Genomic DNA, 18,357 nt, shown 5'->3' on the forward strand with positions numbered 1-18,357 from the left:
TTTAGCTAGGCCCACTCAAGCGCCGGCAAACCAAAAGCACTCGGTACAAACGCCTTCAGCGTACGAAGAATGCCATCGGCGTGTGCGTACCTGGCATCTGCCATTGCCGCATCCGGAATCGCAATTGCCGTCATCCCTGCCGCTTTCGCCGCAGTGACGCCGAAGGGCGAATCCTCGAACACCAGGCAGTCTTGCGGTGCAACGCCCAGGCGCCGCGCCGCCGTCAGGAAAATATCCGGTGCTGGTTTGGCCGCGCCCACCTCGGCGTCATCGGCGGTGACGATAAAATCGAACAAGGCGAACCAGTCGCGGTGCAAGGTGGTTTTCTGGCCGAACGACTGGCTCGAAGAACTGGTGCCTACGGCAATGGGAATATTGTTGGCCTTCAGATGCCGTACCAGTTCCTGTGCTCCGGGCATTGCCTGCGCTGTAGGAAAACGCTCGCGCATCAGCGGCTCGCGGATCACCAGAAACTCTTGTGCCGTAATCGGCAAGTCCAGCGCTTCAACCACATAGCGCGCCAGATCGCCCGCGCCCCGGCCAATGATGTTCTGTTTGATGCTCCAGTCGAACGTCCGGCCGTAACGCGCGGCAATGATGGAGGTGACTTCGGTGTAGATGCCTTCCGTGTCCAGCAACAAGCCGTCCATATCGAAAATCACGGCCTTGATCGGGCCGAATGCTTTCAGTGGTGCATTCATCGCATCTGATCCGTTTTCTAAGGTATCCCGGGCAGCTCAGGTACGGCCGATGCCCCATGGATTAAAGGATTCAGCAGCATAGCGAGCGCCGCTGGTCTAGAGCAATGATGAAATTCCGATCGACGCCGAATGGCCCTCCGCGATTTAGCGAATAGCCCTACAGCAAGCGCCACCCTTTCCCGACTTCTTTCCTCGCCGATCCCCCGCAGAGTTTCGCGCTCCACATTCCGCCAAGCGAAAGACAGCAGATGTTCGATCCCCAAGAGGTATTGGCATGCCCCGCCAGCGGTCCCCTGATACTTTGCCCCGGCAGGCATGAACGCCACGAGGACGCCGCCAGACAGGCGAAAAACCCCAATGGTGTCAGTATCGACACCGCCGAGCGAACCGCCACCCACAACGGCCCGGTGTCGATGGTTACCGGTGAAGAACTGCTGACCCTGACCGATGGCACCCTCGACGGAATCCTGCCTTTCGACTTCACCCGCCTCTATCGCACCAGTGCCGTCGAAATCGACAGTGGCCTCGGTTTTGGCTGGAGCCATTCGCTGTCCCAGCACCTGGAACTCCACAGCGAGCGGGTGCTGTGGATCGACCCCGAAAACCGCCGCACGCCCTTTCCACGGCCGACGGCGGCGCGCCCGGTGATCCACAACAGCCTGTCGCGGGCGGCGATTTACCTCGGCGAAGAGCCGGACGAATTGATCCTCGCCCTGGCCGGCCACCGCGCGCGGTTCTACCACTTTCATGACGGCCGGCTCAGCACGATCAGCGATGCCTACGGCAACCGCCTGACGGTGCAACGGGACCGCTGTGACCGGATCCAACGCCTGGACAACGGCGCCGACCGCGCCTTATTGCTGCGTTACGACGTCAAGCACCTGGTGGCCGTCGACTATCAGGTGTTTCAGCGCGGCGACTGCGAGGCAAACACCTGGCGCACCGAACAGACACTGGTCAGTTACCGCTACGACGCCCGCCAGCGCTTGATCGAGGCAACCAACGCCGCAGGTGAAAGCGAACGCTATGACTACGACGAGCAGCACGTGATCCTGCAACGGCAACTGGCCGGCGGCGCGAGTTTCTTCTGGGCGTGGGAACGCTCTGGCAAGGCAGCCCGCTGCATCCATCATTGGGCCTCGTTTTCGCAAATGGAGGCACGTTACGCCTGGGACGATAAAGGCTGTGTGACAGTGAACAACGCTGACGGTAGCGAAGAGGTTTACGTTCATGACAACCGCGCACGCCTGGTACGCCAGGTCGGGCCCGACGGCGGTGAGTTGCACAAGGCCTACGACGATCAGGGTCGCCTGATCGCCGAGCAGGACGCCCTCGGCGCCGTCACCGAATACCATTATGACGAAGCCGGCCGGTTGATCGCGCGGCGTGCGCCCGATGAGGCGCCCATGACCTGCAACTATCGGCACGGTTTCCTGCGCACCCTCACCCGTGGTCAGGCGACCTGGACCTGTCAGCGCAATGCCCAGGGCGACATCACTGCTGTTTCCGATCCCGACGGGCAGATCACCCGCTATTTCTACGACCCCAAAGGGCGCTTGCTGACAATCCGATTCCCCGATCAGAGCGGTCACCGGTTTGTCTGGAACGCCCTGGGGCAACTGTTGGAGGAGACCTTGCCGGACGGTGCCCAGCGTGCTTTTTCCTACGATGTGCTGGGCCGGCGGATTACCCGGCAGGACGAACACGATGCCGTCACCGGCTATGAGTGGGACGCCGTGGGTCGACTGACCAGGATCACGCTGCCCACCGGTGCCTGCCGTGCCTATCGCTACAACGCCTACGGCCAGGTCACCGCCGAAACCGACGAACTGGGACGGGTAACCCGTTACGAATACGCCGACGACCTGCACTTGGTCAGCCGTCGGATCAACCCCGACGGCAGCACGCTGAAGTACGGCTACGATCATGCGCAACTGTTGCTCACCGAGTTCGAAAACGAGGTCGGCGACTCCTATCGGCTGGACTACACGCCTGGCGGATTGATCCGACAGGAAACCGGCTTTGATGGCCGTCGTACCACCTATGCGTATGACGGTAATGGCCAGTTGCTGAAAAAAACCGAGTTCGGCGACGACGGTTCGCAACTCGTCACACAATACCAACGCGACAGCGCCGGGCGCTTGTTGCTCAAGACCCTGCCCGACGGGATCAAGGTCGAGTACCACTACGACAACTCAGGGCGACTGGTTCGCATCGATGACGGTCAGGGCCATCCGCTGGCGTTCGAATACGACCGCCAGGGCCGGTTGATCACCGAGCATCAGGGCTGGGGCACCCTGCGTTACGGCTACGATGCCTGTGGTCGGCTCAAGCGGCTGCGCCTTCCGGACGACTGCGTCCTTGTCTACCACCACGCCAAGGGGGGCGTCCTCACTGCCATCGATCTCAATGGCACGCGCCTGACCTGCCACCGTTTTGTCGGCGGGCGCGAACAGCAACGCCAACAGGGCCTGCTACTCAGCGACTACGCCTATGACGAGCAAGGCCGCTTGCAGGTCCATTGCGTCAGCCAAAAGCAACGAGCGCTGTATCGCCGCGAGTATGCCTACAGCGCCAAGGGCAATCTCCTGCAGATTACCGACAGCCGTCACGGCCAACGCCACTATCAATACGATGCGTTCGACCGCCTGACCGGCGTACGCCACGACCGCGATCCGTTCGCGGAGAACTTCACCCATGACCCGGCCGGCAATCTGCTGATCCGTGGCCGTCCAGGCCCGTTCGTGCTCCAGGGCAACCGTCTGCACCGCCATTGCAACAGCCACTACGACTACGACGCCTTCGGCAACCTGATCCGCGAACGCCGCGGCATGCCGCCCCAAGTCACCCAATACACCTATGACAGCCAGCACCGCCTGATCAGCGTCAGCACCCCGGACGGTAAAAGTATCAGCTACCGCTACGACGCCTTCGGCCGGCGCATCCGCAAAACCATCGACAGCCAGACCACGCAATTCTTCTGGCAAGGCGACCAGCTCATCGCCGAAAGCGCTCCCGAGCACTACCGCAGCTACGTTTACGAACCCGGCAGCTTCCGCCCGCTGGCGCTGCTTGACGGAAAAGGCCGGGCAGACGCCCGCCCGCTCTACTACCAACTCGACCACCTCGGTACTCCGCAGGAACTGACCAACTACGGCGGCGCTATCGTCTGGTCGGCCAAATACACCGCCCACGGCAAACTTCGTGAAGTGAGCCAGGGCGACGGCGAACGACTCAAACAGCCTCTACGGTTTCAGGGGCAATACTTCGACGCCGAGAGCGGCCTGCACTACAACCGTCATCGCTACTACCATCCCGACATTGGTCGTTATCTGACGCAGGATCCGGTCATGCTGGCCGGTGGGTTGAACCCCTATCGGTACACCCGGAACCCGACGGGGTGGGTGGCGCCATTGGGATTGGGGGGGAATTGCCCGCAGGAGAACAAGCCGGGATGCTCGGTGCCGTATGGGCAAGGAAGGGCAAAGGTTGATGAGGGAGAGCCTGATGCGCCCTCTCCAAAACCTTCTAATAATTACGGGTATTGCGGAGATTCACTAGAGCCCCGGGGAGTTTTTTAACCGGATTCCCCCCTCGGACCGACGCTTTAAAGAAGCAATCGGGACCCAGGGTTCTTCACTGTCGCTTTGTATTAGCTGGCTCACCCGCGCCATCGTCCCGATCTTCTGGATCGGCCTCTATATCATCGTCGTCGCTCGCAACCTGCTCCACACCTGCATCATCATCGTCCGGTGGTCGTTGGTCACGGCTCAAGGAATCGGTAGGCGACGGCAGCGGATACTCCGGTGTTTCATCAACGTCGGGGACTTTCCGATCAGTATTCATATCGCACCTCTTGTGTGACCTGAAGTGCAGGCCACGACCTGGCGAGGATCGGGCGATGGACGCGTTCGATCAGCTGGACAACCGGTCAATCCGCCAGCACGATTCGATCAGTCCTCGTCCTCTTCCTCATCTTCAAACTCGATATTCCCCACATCGCCCGCATCATCAGCATCGTTAAGCGGTACCGTCGCATCATCCATCAGCGATCCCGGATCTTCATTGCCGGGATCGTTTATAGATGGCTGTGCGCTCGGCCCCTTTTCTTCCTTGTCTTCGCTTTTCGCAGTCATGGGATGCCTCGCTCAACTAGTGATGCTTATTGTGGTGCTTGTTCGAATGTTTATGTCCGCCACCGGAATGGGAGTGGCCGCTATCACTCCCCAGATCATTGCCGACCGCACCGCCGGCTGCACCGCCAAGACCGGCACCGATGGCCGATCCGGTCGAACCGCCAAGACTGTTGCCGATCACTGATCCACCCGCCGCGCCCAAACCACCGCCTACCGCCGCTTCGGTGCGACTGCGCTTTGGCGCGGCAATGGCACTACCGGCCGCGCCGCCGACTCCGGCACCGACGGCCGCACCCGTGCTGCCACCCAGCTGGCCACCGACAACATTGCCCAGCACCCCACCAAGACCACCGCCCACTGCGGCATCTCCATTACCTCCCGCCAGCGCCACCTGAGAGACCAGCAATCCAAAAACAATTGCAGGCACCATCAATAGTCGAGCATTCAGGCTTCCGTTTTTTTTGTCGTTGGTTTTCGGGTTCATGGCACGCCTCGCATTCTTCCAGGGTATGGAAGATTTGAGCTGCTGCGGCGTAAAACGTTCATAAATGAAAAAGCCCGGCATCAAGCCGGGCTCTTTTCAAATCTGGATCAGGATCAGTGACGCTTGTGACCATTGGCCAGGTTGCTGCCCACGCCGCCGCCCAATGCACCGCCCAGGCCAGCACCGATGGTGGCACCGGACTTGCCGCCGAGACTATTGCCGATTACCGAACCACCGGCCGCGCCGACACCGCCACCGATAGCAGCGCTGGTGCGATGACCTTTTTTGGCGGCAACTGCGCTGCCTGCCGCGCCAGCGACGCCCGCGCCAATCGCGGCGCCAGTGCTGCCGCCCATCTTCTGGCCGACGACGTTACCCAATGCGCCGCCCAAGCCACCGCCCAGCGCGGCAGTGCCGTCACCAGCCATTGCACCTTGAGCAACCAGAAGCCCCAGAACCAGAGCGGGCAGTGTTAAACGCATGACAAAAACCTCAAAAATAGGGGGTACACAAAAGGGGGCGAGATTGAATGCTTTTGCGCGGATAAAGTCCAGCACACCGGTCCAACTTCGCGATTGGCGAGGGTTGGACAGCGTTTACCGAAAAGGTTTTATCGCGGACAAAAAAAAGCCCGCTGGGGAAACGGGCCAGGTGTTGCTTTCTAACGGATGAGTCGAGATTACGGAGGGTGTTGTGAAAAGTTCGTGAAAGATCCCCCCCTTCAAAAAAATTGTCATAAAACTTTTCGAGCATGAAAAACCCCGCTCTATGACGGGGTCTACCTGACGTTCGATTACTTCCTGACCGGCGCTGTCACCTTGGGTAAAAATTTGCCCTTCAGTACCCGGCACGCCCTGGTCTTGATCTTGTCGACCTCAGTCTGGTCCTCGCCGAAACTGGCCACATACTGGGTCTGACCACACCGCACGGAGTTGTTGATCGGAAACTCTGCGCCATCGTCCTCGATATACGGATCAACCATCTCTCCACCCTTTTCAAAAAGCGCGATCGACAGCGGCAAGCCCTTTGCCTGAAGGAATATCGATCGCCAAGGTTTTTGAGACTAGACGGTCACTAACGGACCTGCCGTTCGGATTTCCCCGTGACCGACGAATGGCTTCTCACCTTTTACCTCAACTTGACCGCAGTCCCGGTCACAAACACCACGACCATCCCTCCCTTTCCGGCCGGCATGCTGATCTCATAATCAAGCCCGACCACCGCGTCCGCCTGAAGCGCCTGAGCCCGCTCCTTGATCTCATCGGTGGCCTGAATGCGTGCTTCCTTCAACGCTCGCTCCAGTGTCTGGGAACGCCCGCCGAAAAAGTCGCGCATCCCGGCAAACACGTCGCGGACAACGTTGATCCCTTGCACCGACTCGGCGCTGACGATGTCCAGGTAGGCGGTAATTTGCCGGCCTTCGATGGACTGGGTCGTGGTGATGATCATGGGTGTTCCTTCCTGTTCAGATAGTCAGCCAACGCGTCAAACGCCGGCAAAGTGACGGGATCATTGGCCGAGTTGTTGGCCACCGGATGGGATGCGTAGCGGACGATGACCATCTCGGCCTTCGGGTCGACATAAATGCGCTGCCCATGGACCCCACGCGCCATGAATGCCCCGCCTGCCATTTAACTTTCAGTTGGATTTCGCAGGTACATCGATGAAGTCATAGATGCCCTTGAAAAGATTCACGTGGATCCTGGAACAGGTATCCGGATTTTTTCGGATGTAGACAACGTCATTTTCCACTGGCCCGCAGGTCGTGACCTTGGACGCGTCAGCGAGAACCGCATACCGAATTAAGGGATCAACCTGTGATGAAGCGAGCATGCCGGCTCCCATCAGGGTCCCGATGAAGAAAATCTTCAGCCCTGGAACATGTTCTTCGACAGACGCGCCAATCCGCACACCAAACAACTCTTTCACCTGCCAACAGACGAGCATGCACATGCTGATCAAAAGCAGTGAAACGGGTACAGATAAAATGAAACCACCGATTGTCGAGGCGTACCTGATATTTTCGACTTCAATTCCAGTGGTAGCGTTGATGGTTTTCTCCGCTACGATTTTACAAATGTAAAAAACGATTGCTGTGTAGGCTAGGGAGCTTGGCCATTTCTTTGCAAAAGCACTGATGTTCTTTCGGTTGCGAAAAGCAAAATACGCACCACATGAAAGTACAGCCGTAAAAATTAAAGCGGTCAGAGTCTCATGCTCAAGAAACTGCGCAAGCCACACCGCAAAAATCAACACGGCAGCCTTGATCATGTTCTTTATTTCAATGCTCATTCTTGCGAAAAACCCTATTCAAAACTGTGTTTTGCATGGGAAGCAGCATATCGAGGCACCCTCGCTCTGGCTGTAGGAGAGCTCCGCGAGTTGCGAAGGACGTTACGTTTGCTTCGTTTTCGCTTGGTTATCGGCAGGATGATGTATTTGGGGCCGGATTGCGGAGTAGATGGGGCATACGAACGGGAATATGATCCGGCAACATTCCCATATCGCCCTTTTTCAGACGCCAAAAACCACAAACCCCCGACTTTCTCTAGGAAAATCAGGGGTTTGTGTTTGCAGAATGTGGCGGTGAAGGAGAGATTCGAAACTACCCGTGAGCGATTTTCGGAACCTACCCTCCCGGTTTACAAGGGCTGCAGCCTGGCAGTGTGCGTAGGATCTGTCCCAGTGTTGTCCCAGAGTTTAAACGCGTCAGGTTGTGAAACACGGCCGTGACAGGTGTTTTCCCCGTTTTATGTTGAGCCATGGGAAAAAGGTAATTTTGGTAATGAGTTGCCGAAACTCGTAAAAAACCCAATAAAATCAGATAGTTGATATGTTTTTATAGAGGTAACAATAAGGTAAGTAAATGGTTATAAAATTACTTTCAGTACAAGTAATGCCCATCCGCTACCAAACCCAGTGAAATATGGCCTTGAACAAAATATTACCCTTCCCCTTACCTTAAATTACCCTCTGAGGTAATGGGTGAAAGCCACGATCTACAAGGGCTCTGGCCCGTTTTGATCCCTCGCTTACTAAAATTACCCTTTTCCCAACCCACCTCTGAAAAAATGGCCATGCGCCATTCGTTTTGGCGTTTTTCACGCCCTCTAAATCGGTACTGACAGCCAGGAAATTCGTGGTGATGCTGTGCAATACCACAGAACACCGGAAAGCCGCACGGGCTGCTCCTCACAGCTGTTTTGCTATTGTGCTGGGCGGTTACTGATTCGCACCTGGTGCGAACAGTTCCGAAATCGAAAACTCCGTCTGCAGCTGATTTTCGCAACCGTGGCCCTTGTAAACCGGGCGTCTCTTCAAGGCTCACTTGCTCGCGGCCGGGGTTCGCTATCGAGGGCCTGGCCAATGCCGGCATACCTACGCCAGTCAGTTGTTGACTACCGGAGTGGCCTCGATCGACTGGATCGCCGAGCAGATGGGGCATACCAACGGGAATATGATCCGCCAGCACTACGGTACGTGGATCAACGAGGACGGACCGGATGTTGTTGGGATGCTGCAGTTGGCATTGAATCTTTAGAGGTTGGAACACCAACATTAACGGGTAGCCATCGGCCACAGCTCTCGCTAAAAAATGGGGATTGTAAAATGATGGCATCCCACGCTAGCCTTGGCAAAACGCCAGCTAAGGATTTGCAGGAATAGTGCCCCTCATTGACTGCCTCACATCCCCACCCAATCGTCAAGCGCAGCCCACTGCCGCGTTTAAACGTACCATTTAGCTTTATTGTCGGCTCACTTCATTCAATGGCCAGTAAATCAGTTCGTTTTTTATTTGCCGACTAACATAATTTTTATGTCCCTAAGGATTAGTAATGTCTAAAAAATATCAAGTTTTCATCAGCTCCACTTATCAGGATCTCGTAGAGGAGCGCGAGCAAGTAATAAAAGCAGTCTTGGAAATGGGTCATATTCCCGTTGGAATGGAGATGTTCAGCGCAGCAGATGAAGAGCAATGGAAGATCATCGCCAGACAGATTGACGAAATTGATTATTACGCGGTGATCGTCGCTCACCGCTACGGCTCTGTGACGCCAGAAGGAATTGGCTATACCGAAAAAGAGTATGACTACGCAATTGAAAAGGGGGTTCCCATACTAGGTTTTGTTCTTGACAACTCTGCCCCATGGCCTAGAGATAGATGTGAGACTGAAACAAAATCCCAGCAGCGCTTAGCGAATTTCAAGACAAAAGTTAAATCAAGACTGGTAAATTTTTGGTCATCAAAAGATGACTTGCATGGAAAATTCTCAATTTCTTTAATGAAGGCGATCACTGGAAACCCACGAACTGGATGGATTAGAGCGGACCAAGTCACTGGCGCTGAAGTTACAAAAGAGTTGACACGATTGAGTAGCGAGAATGCTAGCCTCAGAGAGCAGATCGAGAAAATCAAGAAAGCAGAAGATATGCAAGTTGACGAGGTTCGTTCGGCAATTCGAATTCTTAGCGCCAACAAGAGAAATCTAGGTGCAAGAACTAGAGACAAGCCTAAGTGGGAAGATGTTACATTCAAAGAAGTAACGCTTGCAGATGTGTTCCATTGGGTTGCGAAGAATATGATCGTCGAAAACTCCAGCGAAGACATTGGTAAAAATATTGCACTCCATCTAGAGGGCCCTACATATGTTGTACACTTCCCAATCGGCAAGAATATCGTAACCGATATTCTTGCCGACCTTGCTGCACTAGAACTCGTAGAGCCCTCTAAGAAAAAGCACTCTGTAAGCGATACCGCAAGTTATTGGTCTCTTACTAAGCTAGGCAAGCAAGTACTTAAAGAGTTTCGGCGCGTATTGCTGGAAGAGGGCATCCAAGCATCCGAGATACTAACCGAAACAGAATAGAACCTTTTTAAGTCGACTACAACAATTAACCTCGACCTAGCCAACAAGCAATACACCGCTTAAATAGAGTACGTCGGTGGACGAGAAACAAAAATCGAATAAATACTCGAAGCCAAGATATCTACAAAGCTAGGGACGATTCCAGCCCCTAGCTTCATCGATCTTTTATTTATATTAGTCCTGGTCGGAGCGCCTTCCGGTGGGTGTGCCACAAACCACTGAAAAGAAGGCCATACCATCCTCCTGGGTGACAGTCCCGACCGCTTGACGATAATCCGGTGCTTCCTGCCCCCTTTCACGAATTAAGCGCTTGAACACGCCATAGCGGCTTTGCGGCGCATTCCTTTGATGGTGTGATGTCCCAATCTAAGTAGACGACACCGAGGCCTGACGACAGGGGCTTCGAGATGAACGACTTCCCCTCAGTCCCATATTGGTCCCATACAGCCCTTTTTCAGACGCCAAAAACCACAAACCCCCGACTTTCTCTAGGAAAATCAGGGGTTTGTGTTTGCAGAATGTGGCGGTGAAGGAGAGATTCGAACTCTCGATACAGTTTCCTGTATACACACTTTCCAGGCGTGCTCCTTAAGCCACTCGGACACTTCACCGTATCTCTTCAAACATGTTCTGTCTGTCGAGGCGCGCTAATGTAGTCGAAAGCTTTTCCGATGGCAAACATTTTTTTCAGAATTTTCATGCGGTTAACGCGATTCAGCGTTTCCGGTCGTTCCCGGCCATGGCAAACCGGCCAATCTCCGGCTTCGTGCCCTCTTCTATATAGAGGGGAATGCGCAGCAGGCACGGCGGGCTGCGCCTGACGGGCGGGCAAAGGGTGACTGGCGGGTCAGTCACGGCGCTTTACCTGGCTTGCGGCGGTGGGTAACGTCTGCCCAACTTTATTGAAAGGAATAGCGTCATGAGTGAGTTGATTTCCTACCATCTCGAAGACGGTATCGCGACCCTGACCTTGAGCAATGGCAAGGTCAATGCCATCTCCCCGGATGTGATTGCCGAGTTCAACGCTGCGCTGGATCGGGCAGTGGCTGATCGTGCGGTGGTGATCATTACCGGCCAGCCGGGCATTCTCTCTGGCGGTTATGACCTGAAGGTGATGACGGCCGGTCCTAGAGAGGCCGTGGCGCTGGTGACCGCCGGCTCGACCCTGGCCCGCCGCCTGCTGTCGCACCCCTTCCCGGTGATCGTGGCGTGCCCGGGGCACGCGGTGGCCAAGGGCGCGTTCCTGCTGTTGTCGGCTGACTATCGCATCGGCGTTGAAGGTGCGTTCAGCATTGGCCTGAACGAAGTGCAGATCGGCATGACCATGCACCACGCGGGCATCGAGATTGCCCGTGACCGCCTGAACAAAGTGGCGTTGCAACGTTCGGTGGTCAACGGCGAGATGTTCAATCCACAAGGCGCCGTGGCGGCCGGCTTCCTCGATGTCGTGGTCTCGCCTGAAGAACTGCAAGGCGCGGCACTGGCGGCGGCTCGTCAGTTGAAGAAGATCAACATGACCGCGCACAAGAACACCAAATTGAAAGTGCGCAAAGCGCTGCTGGAGGCCCTGGACAACGCGATCATCCAGGATCAGGAGCATTTGGGCTAAGCCCGGATCTGCTGCCACGAAAAGCCCGACCGTCGTGTCGGGCTTTTTCATACATGTCTGCGTTAAACGTCTGTGACCGCTCTAGGCTGCATCTGACCAAACAGTCGGAAACATCAGCTCAAACATCGACCATCTCCCACTTCCCTGGGAGCAATTGCCGAAAACAGTGCACATCCGTACACTGCGCCACCTTTTGTCCCGGTGGGGCCTGTAAATGCTGTTTTTGTGCCGTATGTCATTGATGGGCCTGCACTTTATCGTGGCGGGTGTGCTGGGGGTGATGCTCGGCCTGTGCCGGCCGTTCAATCCGGACAACAGCCGCCTGTGCGCACGCCTGTACGCATGGCCGGCCATGTGCATTTTGCGTTTGCGAGTGAAGGCCGAAGTCGGGCCGTTGATGGATAAACCCGACAGCTGCGTGATCATCGCCAATCACCAGTCCAACTATGACCTGTTTGTGTTTGGCAACGTGGTGCCCCGTCGTACCGTGTGCATCGGCAAAAAGAGCCTGAAGTGGGTGCCGCTGTTCGGGCAGTTGTTCTGGCTGGCCGGCAATGTGCTGATCGACCGTGGCAATGCACAAAAGGCACGCAAGTCGATGTTGACCACCACCCACACCCTGCAAAACAAAGACACCTCGATCTGGGTTTTCCCGGAAGGCACGCGCAACCTGGGTGAGGACTTGCTGCCCTTCAAGAAAGGCGCCTTTCAGATGGCCATTGCCGCCGGGGTGCCGATTGTCCCGGTGTGCGTCAGCAGTTACGTCAAACACATGCGGTTGAACCGCTGGCGCAGCGGGAAAATCCTGATTCGCTCGTTGCCGGCGATTCCCACCGCTGGATTGAGCCTGGACGACATGCCCCTGCTGATCGCCCAGTGCCGCGAGCAGATGCGTGAATGCATCGAATCGATGGACCGGCAACTGCAAGCCGCCTGAAAAAGAAACCCGCCTGGTGCGGGTTTTCTTTTGCCTGTGCGTCTTTGCCCAGAACTCGGCAGATTTAACTGACTCTCAAACACTGCAAGGCTAAGCTGAGCCACACTGCCAATGCATTCGTTGCCAATTGAAAGCTGCCAAAAGAAGTGAACCACCATCATGGGTAGAGTTGTTGCTGCTGCGGTTTATAGCGCCGGTAAGAGAGTCACTGATATCAGCCTTGACGAAGGCGCAGCCTGGGCTGCAAAGCCCGGGCACTTTGTCTGGATCGGCCTCGAAGAGCCGAACGCCGAGGAGCTCTACAACCTGCAACGCCAGTTCAACCTGCACGAACTGGCCATCGAAGACGCCCTGGAAAAGCACAGCCGACCGAAGCTGGAAACCTTCGGCGATGCGCTGTTCATCGTGACGTATTCGCCCATCCGCCATGAGGGCAAACTCGAGTTCATCGAGACGCATATCTTTGCCGGCAATGGCTACATCATTACTGCGCGCAACGGTCACTCAGCGTCCTACGCCCATGTCCGACAGCGCTGTGAGGCGCGTCCGCTATTGCTTGAGCACGGGGAAGATTTCGTACTCTATGCCATCCTCGATTTCGTGATCGAAAACTACCAGCCGATGGGCGAAGCCATTCACGGGGAAATCGATGAGTTGGAGCGCAACGTGTTGTGCGGCTCGCTCAATGACTACGACATCCAGAAGCTACATGGCCTGCGTCGTGATGTTTTGCGCTTGCGTCGTTATGTGGCACCGATGATTGAGATCGGGGAGGAATTGCAGAGGCTGAGCTTCCCGTTCATCGACAAGAACATGCGCCCGTACTTTCGCGATGTGCAGATTCATGTAACGCGGCAGATGGAAGACCTGACGACGCTGGCGGATATTGCCAGCCAGACGATTGAGGTCGGGGTGCTGTTGGAGGCCTCTCGCCAGAGCGTGGTGCAACGCAAGTTTGCGGCTTGGGCGGCGATTCTGGCCTTCCCGACGGCAGTGGCGGGGATCTACGGGATGAATTTCCAGAACATGCCGGAGTTGGGCTGGCACTACGGGTATTTCGGGGTGCTGGGGTTTATTACGGTGGGTTGTCTGGGGTTGTGGGCGAGCTTCAAGAAATCGGGGTGGCTGTAGGAGCGAGCCTGCTCGCGAAAAACCTGAGAGCACCGCGGGCTGTCAGGTTTGGCGCGTTATCGTTCACGACCATCGCGAGCAGGGCTAGCTCCTACAGGTTTTAAACAGCTGTTGGCTTGTGCGCGACAAACCGCATCATCCACTCGGCAACCGTGGTGCCGTGGTGTTCCTGTTCCAGGCTCGCGATACCTTTGGAGTAGACCTGCTCGCCCAGTGCCTGCTGGCGAATTTCCAGTAGGGCACGGGAGTAATCGTGGATGAACTCCGGATGCCCCTGGAAGCACAGCACCTGATCGTTGATGTGGTAGGCGGCAAACGGGCAGAAGTCGCTGGAAGCGATGACCGTGGCGTTCTCCGGCAGCGACGTGACCTGGTCCTGGTGGCTGATCAGTAGCGTCAATTCTTCGCGCACCGGGTTCATCCACGGCGCCTTGGCGGCCAATTTGTAATTGTGGGTGCCGACGCCCCAACCCTGGGTCGCACGCTCGCTCTTGCCACCGAGCAGCAACGCCAGCAACTGATGACCGAAGCAGACGCCCAGCAACTTGTCGCCGCGCTCGTAGCGGGTCAGCAGATATTTCTTGAGGGTTTCGATCCACGGGTCGGTGCCGAAAGAGTCGGCCTTGCTGCCCGTCACCAGGTAGGCGTCGAACGTCAGGTCGTCGCTTGGGTACTCACCCTGCACCACGTTGTAGACCGTGAACTCGGCGGCAATTGGCTGCTGCGAAAACAGGTGTTTGAACATCTGCCCGTAGCCCTGATATTGGTCAACCAATTCCGGACGCAGGTGGTCGGTTTCCAGAATGCAGATGCGTAACGACATAAAAAATACCTGACACGTGATGGGAATAATGCACACCCCAGAGCCTGCCTTGAAACGCTGTGACAAGGCAAGCCCCGAAATGCATCATCTCCCCCTTAGAACGCCTCCCCTTTGGCGGCCTTCTCCAGCAGCAAGGCGGGAGGCGCGAACCGCTCGCCATACTGTGTGGCCAGATACTGGGCTCGGGCCACAAAGTCCTGCACGCCGTACTGGTTGATGAACTGCAGCGCACCGCCGGTCCAGGCGGCGAAACCGATGCCGAAGATCGAGCCAACGTTGGCATCCGCCGTCGAGGTCAACACCCCCTCCTCCACACAGCGCACGGTTTCGATGGCTTGCACGAACAGCAGGCGATCACGCACGTCCTTGGGCGAAATCTGCCCGTCGGCTTTCTCGAAGCGGGTTTTCAACTCAGGCCACAGGTGTTTCTGGCCGCCCGCCGGATACTCGTAGAAACCTCCACCGCCAGCCTTGCCCGGACGTTTGAACTCATTGAGCAACAAGTCAATCACGGTAAATGCCGGGTGTTCTGTCAGCGGCTTGCCTTCTGCTTGCAGGTCCTTGGCCGTTTGCAGGCGGATATGGTTCATCAGGCTGAGGGAAACTTCGTCAGAGATCGCCAGCGGTCCTACTGGCATGCCGGCCTTGCGCGCTTCAGTCTCGATCATCGCCGCGCTCACGCCCTCACCCAGCATGGCAATGCCTTCATTGGTGAAGGTGCCGAACACCCGCGACGTGAAGAAACCGCGGCTGTCATTGACCACAATCGGGGTTTTCTTGATTTGCAGGACGTAATCGAAGCCGCGGGCCAGGGTTTCATCGCTGGTGTTGGCGCCCTTGATGATTTCCACCAGCGGCATTTTTTCCACGGGGCTGAAAAAATGCAGGCCGATGAACTTGCTCTGATCGGGCACGGCACACGCCAGGCCGCTGATCGGCAAGGTCGAGGTGTTGGAGGCGATCACCGCGTCCGCGCCGACGACCTTCTGCGCCGCCAACGAGACTTTGGCCTTCAAATCTCGATCCTCGAACACGGCCTCGATGATCAGGTCGCAACCGGCCAGGTCGGCATCGCTTTCGCTGGTTTGAATGCGTGACAGAACGGTGTCGCGTTGCTCGATGCTTATTTGTCCGCGAGCAACCTTCTTGTCCAGCAGCGCCGCCGAATGCGCCTTGCCCTTCTGCGCCGCCGCGAGGTTGATGTCCTTGAGCACCACATCGATCCCCGCCGACGCACTGACAAACGCAATACCGGCGCCCATCATCCCGGCGCCGAGCACGCCGACCTTGCGGGTGACATAAGGTGCAAAGCCTTGAGGCCGCGAGCCGCCGGCATTGATTTCGTTGAGCTGGAACCAGAACGTGCCAATCAGGTTTTTCGAGACCTGGCCGGTGGTCAGTTCGGTGAAGTAGCGGGTTTCGATCAAGTTCGCCGTGTCGAAGTCCACCTGGGCGCCCTCGACCGCTGCGCAGAGGATTTTCTCTGGCGCGGGCATCGTGCCCTGGGTTTTACTGCGCAGGATCGAAGGCGCAATTGCCAGCATCTGCGCAACTTTCGGGTTTGACGGTGTGCCGCCCGGAATCTGGTAGCCCTTCACGTCCCAGCGCTGCACCGCCGCTGGATTGGCCAGAATCCACGTCCGCGCCTTGGCCAACAAGTCTTCGTGATCGGTCGCCAGCGCGTCGATCAATCCTGCCTGCAATGCCTGTGGTGGCCGCACTTTCTTGCCTTCAAGCAAATAAGGCAGGGCTTTTTCCAGGCCGAGCATGCGTACCATGCGCACCACGCCTCCGCCACCCGGCAGCAGGCCAAGGGTGACTTCCGGCAGGCCGAGTTGCACCGACGGGTGGTCCAGCGCCACGCGGTGATGGCAGGCCAGGCAGATTTCCCAGCCGCCGCCCAGTGCGGCGCCATTGATCGCCGCGACCACAGGCTTGCCGAGGGTTTCCAGGGCGCGCAACTGGCCCTTGAGGCTCAGCACCATGTCGTAGAAGGCCTTGGCCTGGGGTTTGCCAACCTTGATCAGCTCGTTGAGATCGCCGCCAGCGAAAAATGTCTTCTTGGCCGAGGTGATAATCACACCGGCGATGCTGTCCTTGTCGGCCACCAGGCGCGTAACGCAGTCCGCCATGGCTTCGCGGTACACCGCGTTCATGGTGTTGGCACTCTGGCCCGGCATGTCGATGGTCAGGACGACGATCTGGTCCTGGTCTTTTTCGTAACGAATGGCTTCGCTCATAACTGGGTTCCTTGATGTCCGGGCTCAGAGGCGTTCGATGATGGTGGCAATGCCCATGCCGCCGCCGACACACAGGGTCGCGAGGCCATAACGCAGGCGCCGGGCTTCCAGCTCATCGAGCAGCGTGCCGAGAATGGCGCAGCCAGTGGCGCCCAGCGGGTGGCCCATGGCGATTGAGCCGCCGTTGACATTGACCTTGTCCGGATCGACGGCCATGTCCTTGATGAATTTCAACACCACCGACGCGAAAGCCTCGTTGACCTCGAACAGGTCGATGTCTTCGACCCGCAGCCCGGCCTTGGCCAACGCCTTGCGGGTCGCCGGCGCGGGGCCGGTGAGCATGATGGTCGGATCGGTGCTGCTGACTGCCGTGGCGACAATCCGCGCCCGGGGCTGCAAGCCCAGCGCCCGGCCCTTGGCTTCGGAGCCGATGAGCATCAGCGCCGCGCCGTCGACAATCCCGGAGCTGTTGCCGGGGGTGTGCACATGGTTGATCCGCTCGACATGGCTGTATACCCGCAGCGCGGTGGCATCGAAACCCATCTGCCCCATCATCTCGAAACTCGGCTTGAGCTTGCCCAGGCCTTCCAGGGTCGAGTCGGCGCGAATGAACTCATCGTGATCGAGCAGGATGATGCCGTTCTGGTCCTGCACCGGCACCAGCGATTTGTTGAACGAGCCATCGGCCCGCGCCCGTGCAGCCTTTTGCTGGGAATGCAGGGCGTAGGCATCGACGTCCTGACGGCTGAAGCCTTCAAGTGTGGCGATCAGGTCGGCACCCACGCCCTGTGGCGTGAAGTGACTGTGCAGGTTGGTCGCCGGGTCCAGCGCCCAGGCCCCGCCATCGCTGCCCATCGGCACCCGGGACATCGACTCGACACCACCGACCACCACCAGGTCTTCGAAACCGGAACGCACTTTCATCGCGCCGAGGTTCACGGCCTCCAGCCCCGAAGCACAGAACCGGTTGATCTGTACTCCCGCCACGCTGACATCCCAATCGGCCACCTGAGCGGCAGTCTTGGCGATGTCGGAACCTTGATCACCAATCGGGGTTACGCAGCCAAGCACCACATCATCGACCTGGCTGGTGTCCAGCGCTGTGCGCTGTTGCAGTGCGGTGAGCAAACCAGCCACCAGGTTCACCGGTTTGACGCTGTGCAAGGCGCCATCGGCCTTGCCTTTGCCACGGGGCGTGCGTAACGCGTCGAAAATCAATGCTTGGGTCATGACGTCCTCGAACCGCAGTGCAGGTGGGTAAATACCGAGTGTCCACTCTTGGCCCGAGCTGCGTTTGATTCAATGACCGCAGCGCTCACAGACATTGACGCTCACGCTCAGACGAACGGTAGTCAGCTACCGTTCAGGACACCAAGCTGTCTAGCCAACGGCTGCCAAAGAAGCTGGCACTAGGCCTCATGCTATTTT

General features: G+C 57.3%; 16 protein-coding genes, 1 tRNA gene and 2 pseudogenes. 6 read left to right on the forward strand and 13 right to left on the reverse strand.

The annotated features are described in order from the left end of the window. Window positions 1–5: 5 nt before the first annotated feature. Entirely contained in the window at window positions 6–701 is a 696-nt protein-coding gene (locus tag J4D25_RS06355) for an HAD-IA family hydrolase (RefSeq protein ID WP_057715719.1), read from the reverse strand. Between the two features lie 248 nt (window positions 702–949). Between J4D25_RS06355 and J4D25_RS06360 the strand changes: the two genes are divergently transcribed. Next, entirely contained in the window at window positions 950–4,282 is a 3,333-nt protein-coding gene (locus J4D25_RS06360) for an RHS repeat-associated core domain-containing protein (RefSeq protein ID WP_057715720.1), read from the forward strand. Between the two features lie 55 nt (window positions 4,283–4,337). Here the strand turns inward: J4D25_RS06360 and J4D25_RS06365 are convergent, their stop codons facing one another. The 8 genes and pseudogenes from J4D25_RS06365 to J4D25_RS06400 form a co-directional block, all read right to left on the reverse strand. Beyond that, on the reverse strand, window positions 4,338–4,547 hold the full coding sequence (locus J4D25_RS06365) for a hypothetical protein (RefSeq protein WP_057715721.1): 210 nt from the start codon (window positions 4,545–4,547) through the stop codon (window positions 4,338–4,340). Between the two features lie 107 nt (window positions 4,548–4,654). Further along, the gene (locus J4D25_RS06370; RefSeq protein ID WP_057715722.1) at window positions 4,655–4,837 is read right to left on the reverse strand and encodes a hypothetical protein; all 183 of its coding nucleotides are present in this window, start codon (window positions 4,835–4,837) and stop codon (window positions 4,655–4,657) included. 16 nt (window positions 4,838–4,853) lie between these two features. Further along, window positions 4,854–5,267, reverse strand: coding sequence for a YMGG-like glycine zipper-containing protein (locus J4D25_RS06375; RefSeq protein ID WP_109790620.1), 414 nt, complete (start codon window positions 5,265–5,267; stop codon window positions 4,854–4,856). Window positions 5,268–5,434: 167 nt separating this feature from the next. Next, entirely contained in the window at window positions 5,435–5,803 is a 369-nt protein-coding gene (locus J4D25_RS06380) for a hypothetical protein (RefSeq protein ID WP_007988063.1), read from the reverse strand. A 311-nt stretch (window positions 5,804–6,114) separates the two neighbouring features. Then, window positions 6,115–6,303 (reverse strand): hypothetical protein, encoded by a 189-nt coding sequence (locus J4D25_RS06385; RefSeq protein WP_057716647.1) that lies wholly within the window; start codon window positions 6,301–6,303, stop codon window positions 6,115–6,117. Between the two features lie 146 nt (window positions 6,304–6,449). Further along, the gene (locus J4D25_RS06390; protein ID WP_057715723.1) at window positions 6,450–6,770 is read right to left on the reverse strand and encodes a YbjQ family protein; all 321 of its coding nucleotides are present in this window, start codon (window positions 6,768–6,770) and stop codon (window positions 6,450–6,452) included. After that, window positions 6,767–6,943 (reverse strand): annotated as a pseudogene (locus J4D25_RS06395) (6-aminohexanoate hydrolase); the annotation flags it as partial. The gene J4D25_RS06390 and the pseudogene J4D25_RS06395, both read right to left, overlap by 4 nt. Before the next feature lie 16 nt (window positions 6,944–6,959). Then, window positions 6,960–7,613: a hypothetical protein gene (locus J4D25_RS06400; RefSeq protein WP_131726883.1), complete on the reverse strand. Its 654-nt coding sequence runs from the start codon at window positions 7,611–7,613 to the stop codon at window positions 6,960–6,962. A 1,018-nt stretch (window positions 7,614–8,631) separates the two neighbouring features. Here J4D25_RS06400 and J4D25_RS26935 point away from each other — a divergent pair. Beyond that, a pseudogene (locus J4D25_RS26935) lies at window positions 8,632–8,862 on the forward strand (site-specific integrase); the annotation flags it as partial. A 295-nt stretch (window positions 8,863–9,157) separates the two neighbouring features. Continuing rightward, on the forward strand, window positions 9,158–10,189 hold the full coding sequence (locus tag J4D25_RS06405) for a DUF4062 domain-containing protein (RefSeq protein WP_057715727.1): 1,032 nt from the start codon (window positions 9,158–9,160) through the stop codon (window positions 10,187–10,189). A 521-nt stretch (window positions 10,190–10,710) separates the two neighbouring features. Here the strand turns inward: J4D25_RS06405 and J4D25_RS06410 are convergent. Further along, window positions 10,711–10,800: transfer RNA gene (locus J4D25_RS06410), tRNA-Ser, on the reverse strand. A 308-nt stretch (window positions 10,801–11,108) separates the two neighbouring features. Here J4D25_RS06410 and J4D25_RS06415 point away from each other — a divergent pair. The 3 genes from J4D25_RS06415 to J4D25_RS06425 all read left to right on the forward strand — a co-directional run bounded on the left by J4D25_RS06415 (window position 11,109) and on the right by J4D25_RS06425 (window position 13,866). Further along, the gene (locus tag J4D25_RS06415; RefSeq protein ID WP_057715728.1) at window positions 11,109–11,798 is read left to right on the forward strand and encodes a crotonase/enoyl-CoA hydratase family protein; all 690 of its coding nucleotides are present in this window, start codon (window positions 11,109–11,111) and stop codon (window positions 11,796–11,798) included. 214 nt (window positions 11,799–12,012) lie between these two features. Further along, complete coding sequence (locus J4D25_RS06420) at window positions 12,013–12,735, forward strand: 1-acyl-sn-glycerol-3-phosphate acyltransferase (protein ID WP_057715729.1); 723 nt, start codon at window positions 12,013–12,015, stop codon at window positions 12,733–12,735. Window positions 12,736–12,894: 159 nt separating this feature from the next. Beyond that, window positions 12,895–13,866, forward strand: coding sequence for a magnesium and cobalt transport protein CorA (locus tag J4D25_RS06425; RefSeq protein WP_057715730.1), 972 nt, complete (start codon window positions 12,895–12,897; stop codon window positions 13,864–13,866). A gap of 100 nt (window positions 13,867–13,966) precedes the next feature. Here the strand turns inward: J4D25_RS06425 and J4D25_RS06430 are convergent, their stop codons facing one another. The 3 genes from J4D25_RS06430 to J4D25_RS06440 form a co-directional block, all read right to left on the reverse strand. After that, a complete protein-coding gene (locus tag J4D25_RS06430) occupies window positions 13,967–14,689 on the reverse strand; it encodes an amidotransferase (RefSeq protein WP_057715731.1) in 723 nt (240 codons plus the stop codon). Between the two features lie 95 nt (window positions 14,690–14,784). Continuing rightward, the gene (locus J4D25_RS06435; RefSeq protein ID WP_057715732.1) at window positions 14,785–16,929 is read right to left on the reverse strand and encodes a 3-hydroxyacyl-CoA dehydrogenase NAD-binding domain-containing protein; all 2,145 of its coding nucleotides are present in this window, start codon (window positions 16,927–16,929) and stop codon (window positions 14,785–14,787) included. Window positions 16,930–16,953: 24 nt separating this feature from the next. After that, window positions 16,954–18,159, reverse strand: coding sequence for an acetyl-CoA C-acetyltransferase (locus J4D25_RS06440; protein WP_057715733.1), 1,206 nt, complete (start codon window positions 18,157–18,159; stop codon window positions 16,954–16,956). Window positions 18,160–18,357: the final 198 nt, after the last annotated feature.

The sequence above is a fragment of the Pseudomonas sp. GW456-L13 genome (assembly GCF_017350115.1).
GTDB lineage: Bacteria > Pseudomonadota > Gammaproteobacteria > Pseudomonadales > Pseudomonadaceae > Aquipseudomonas > Aquipseudomonas jessenii.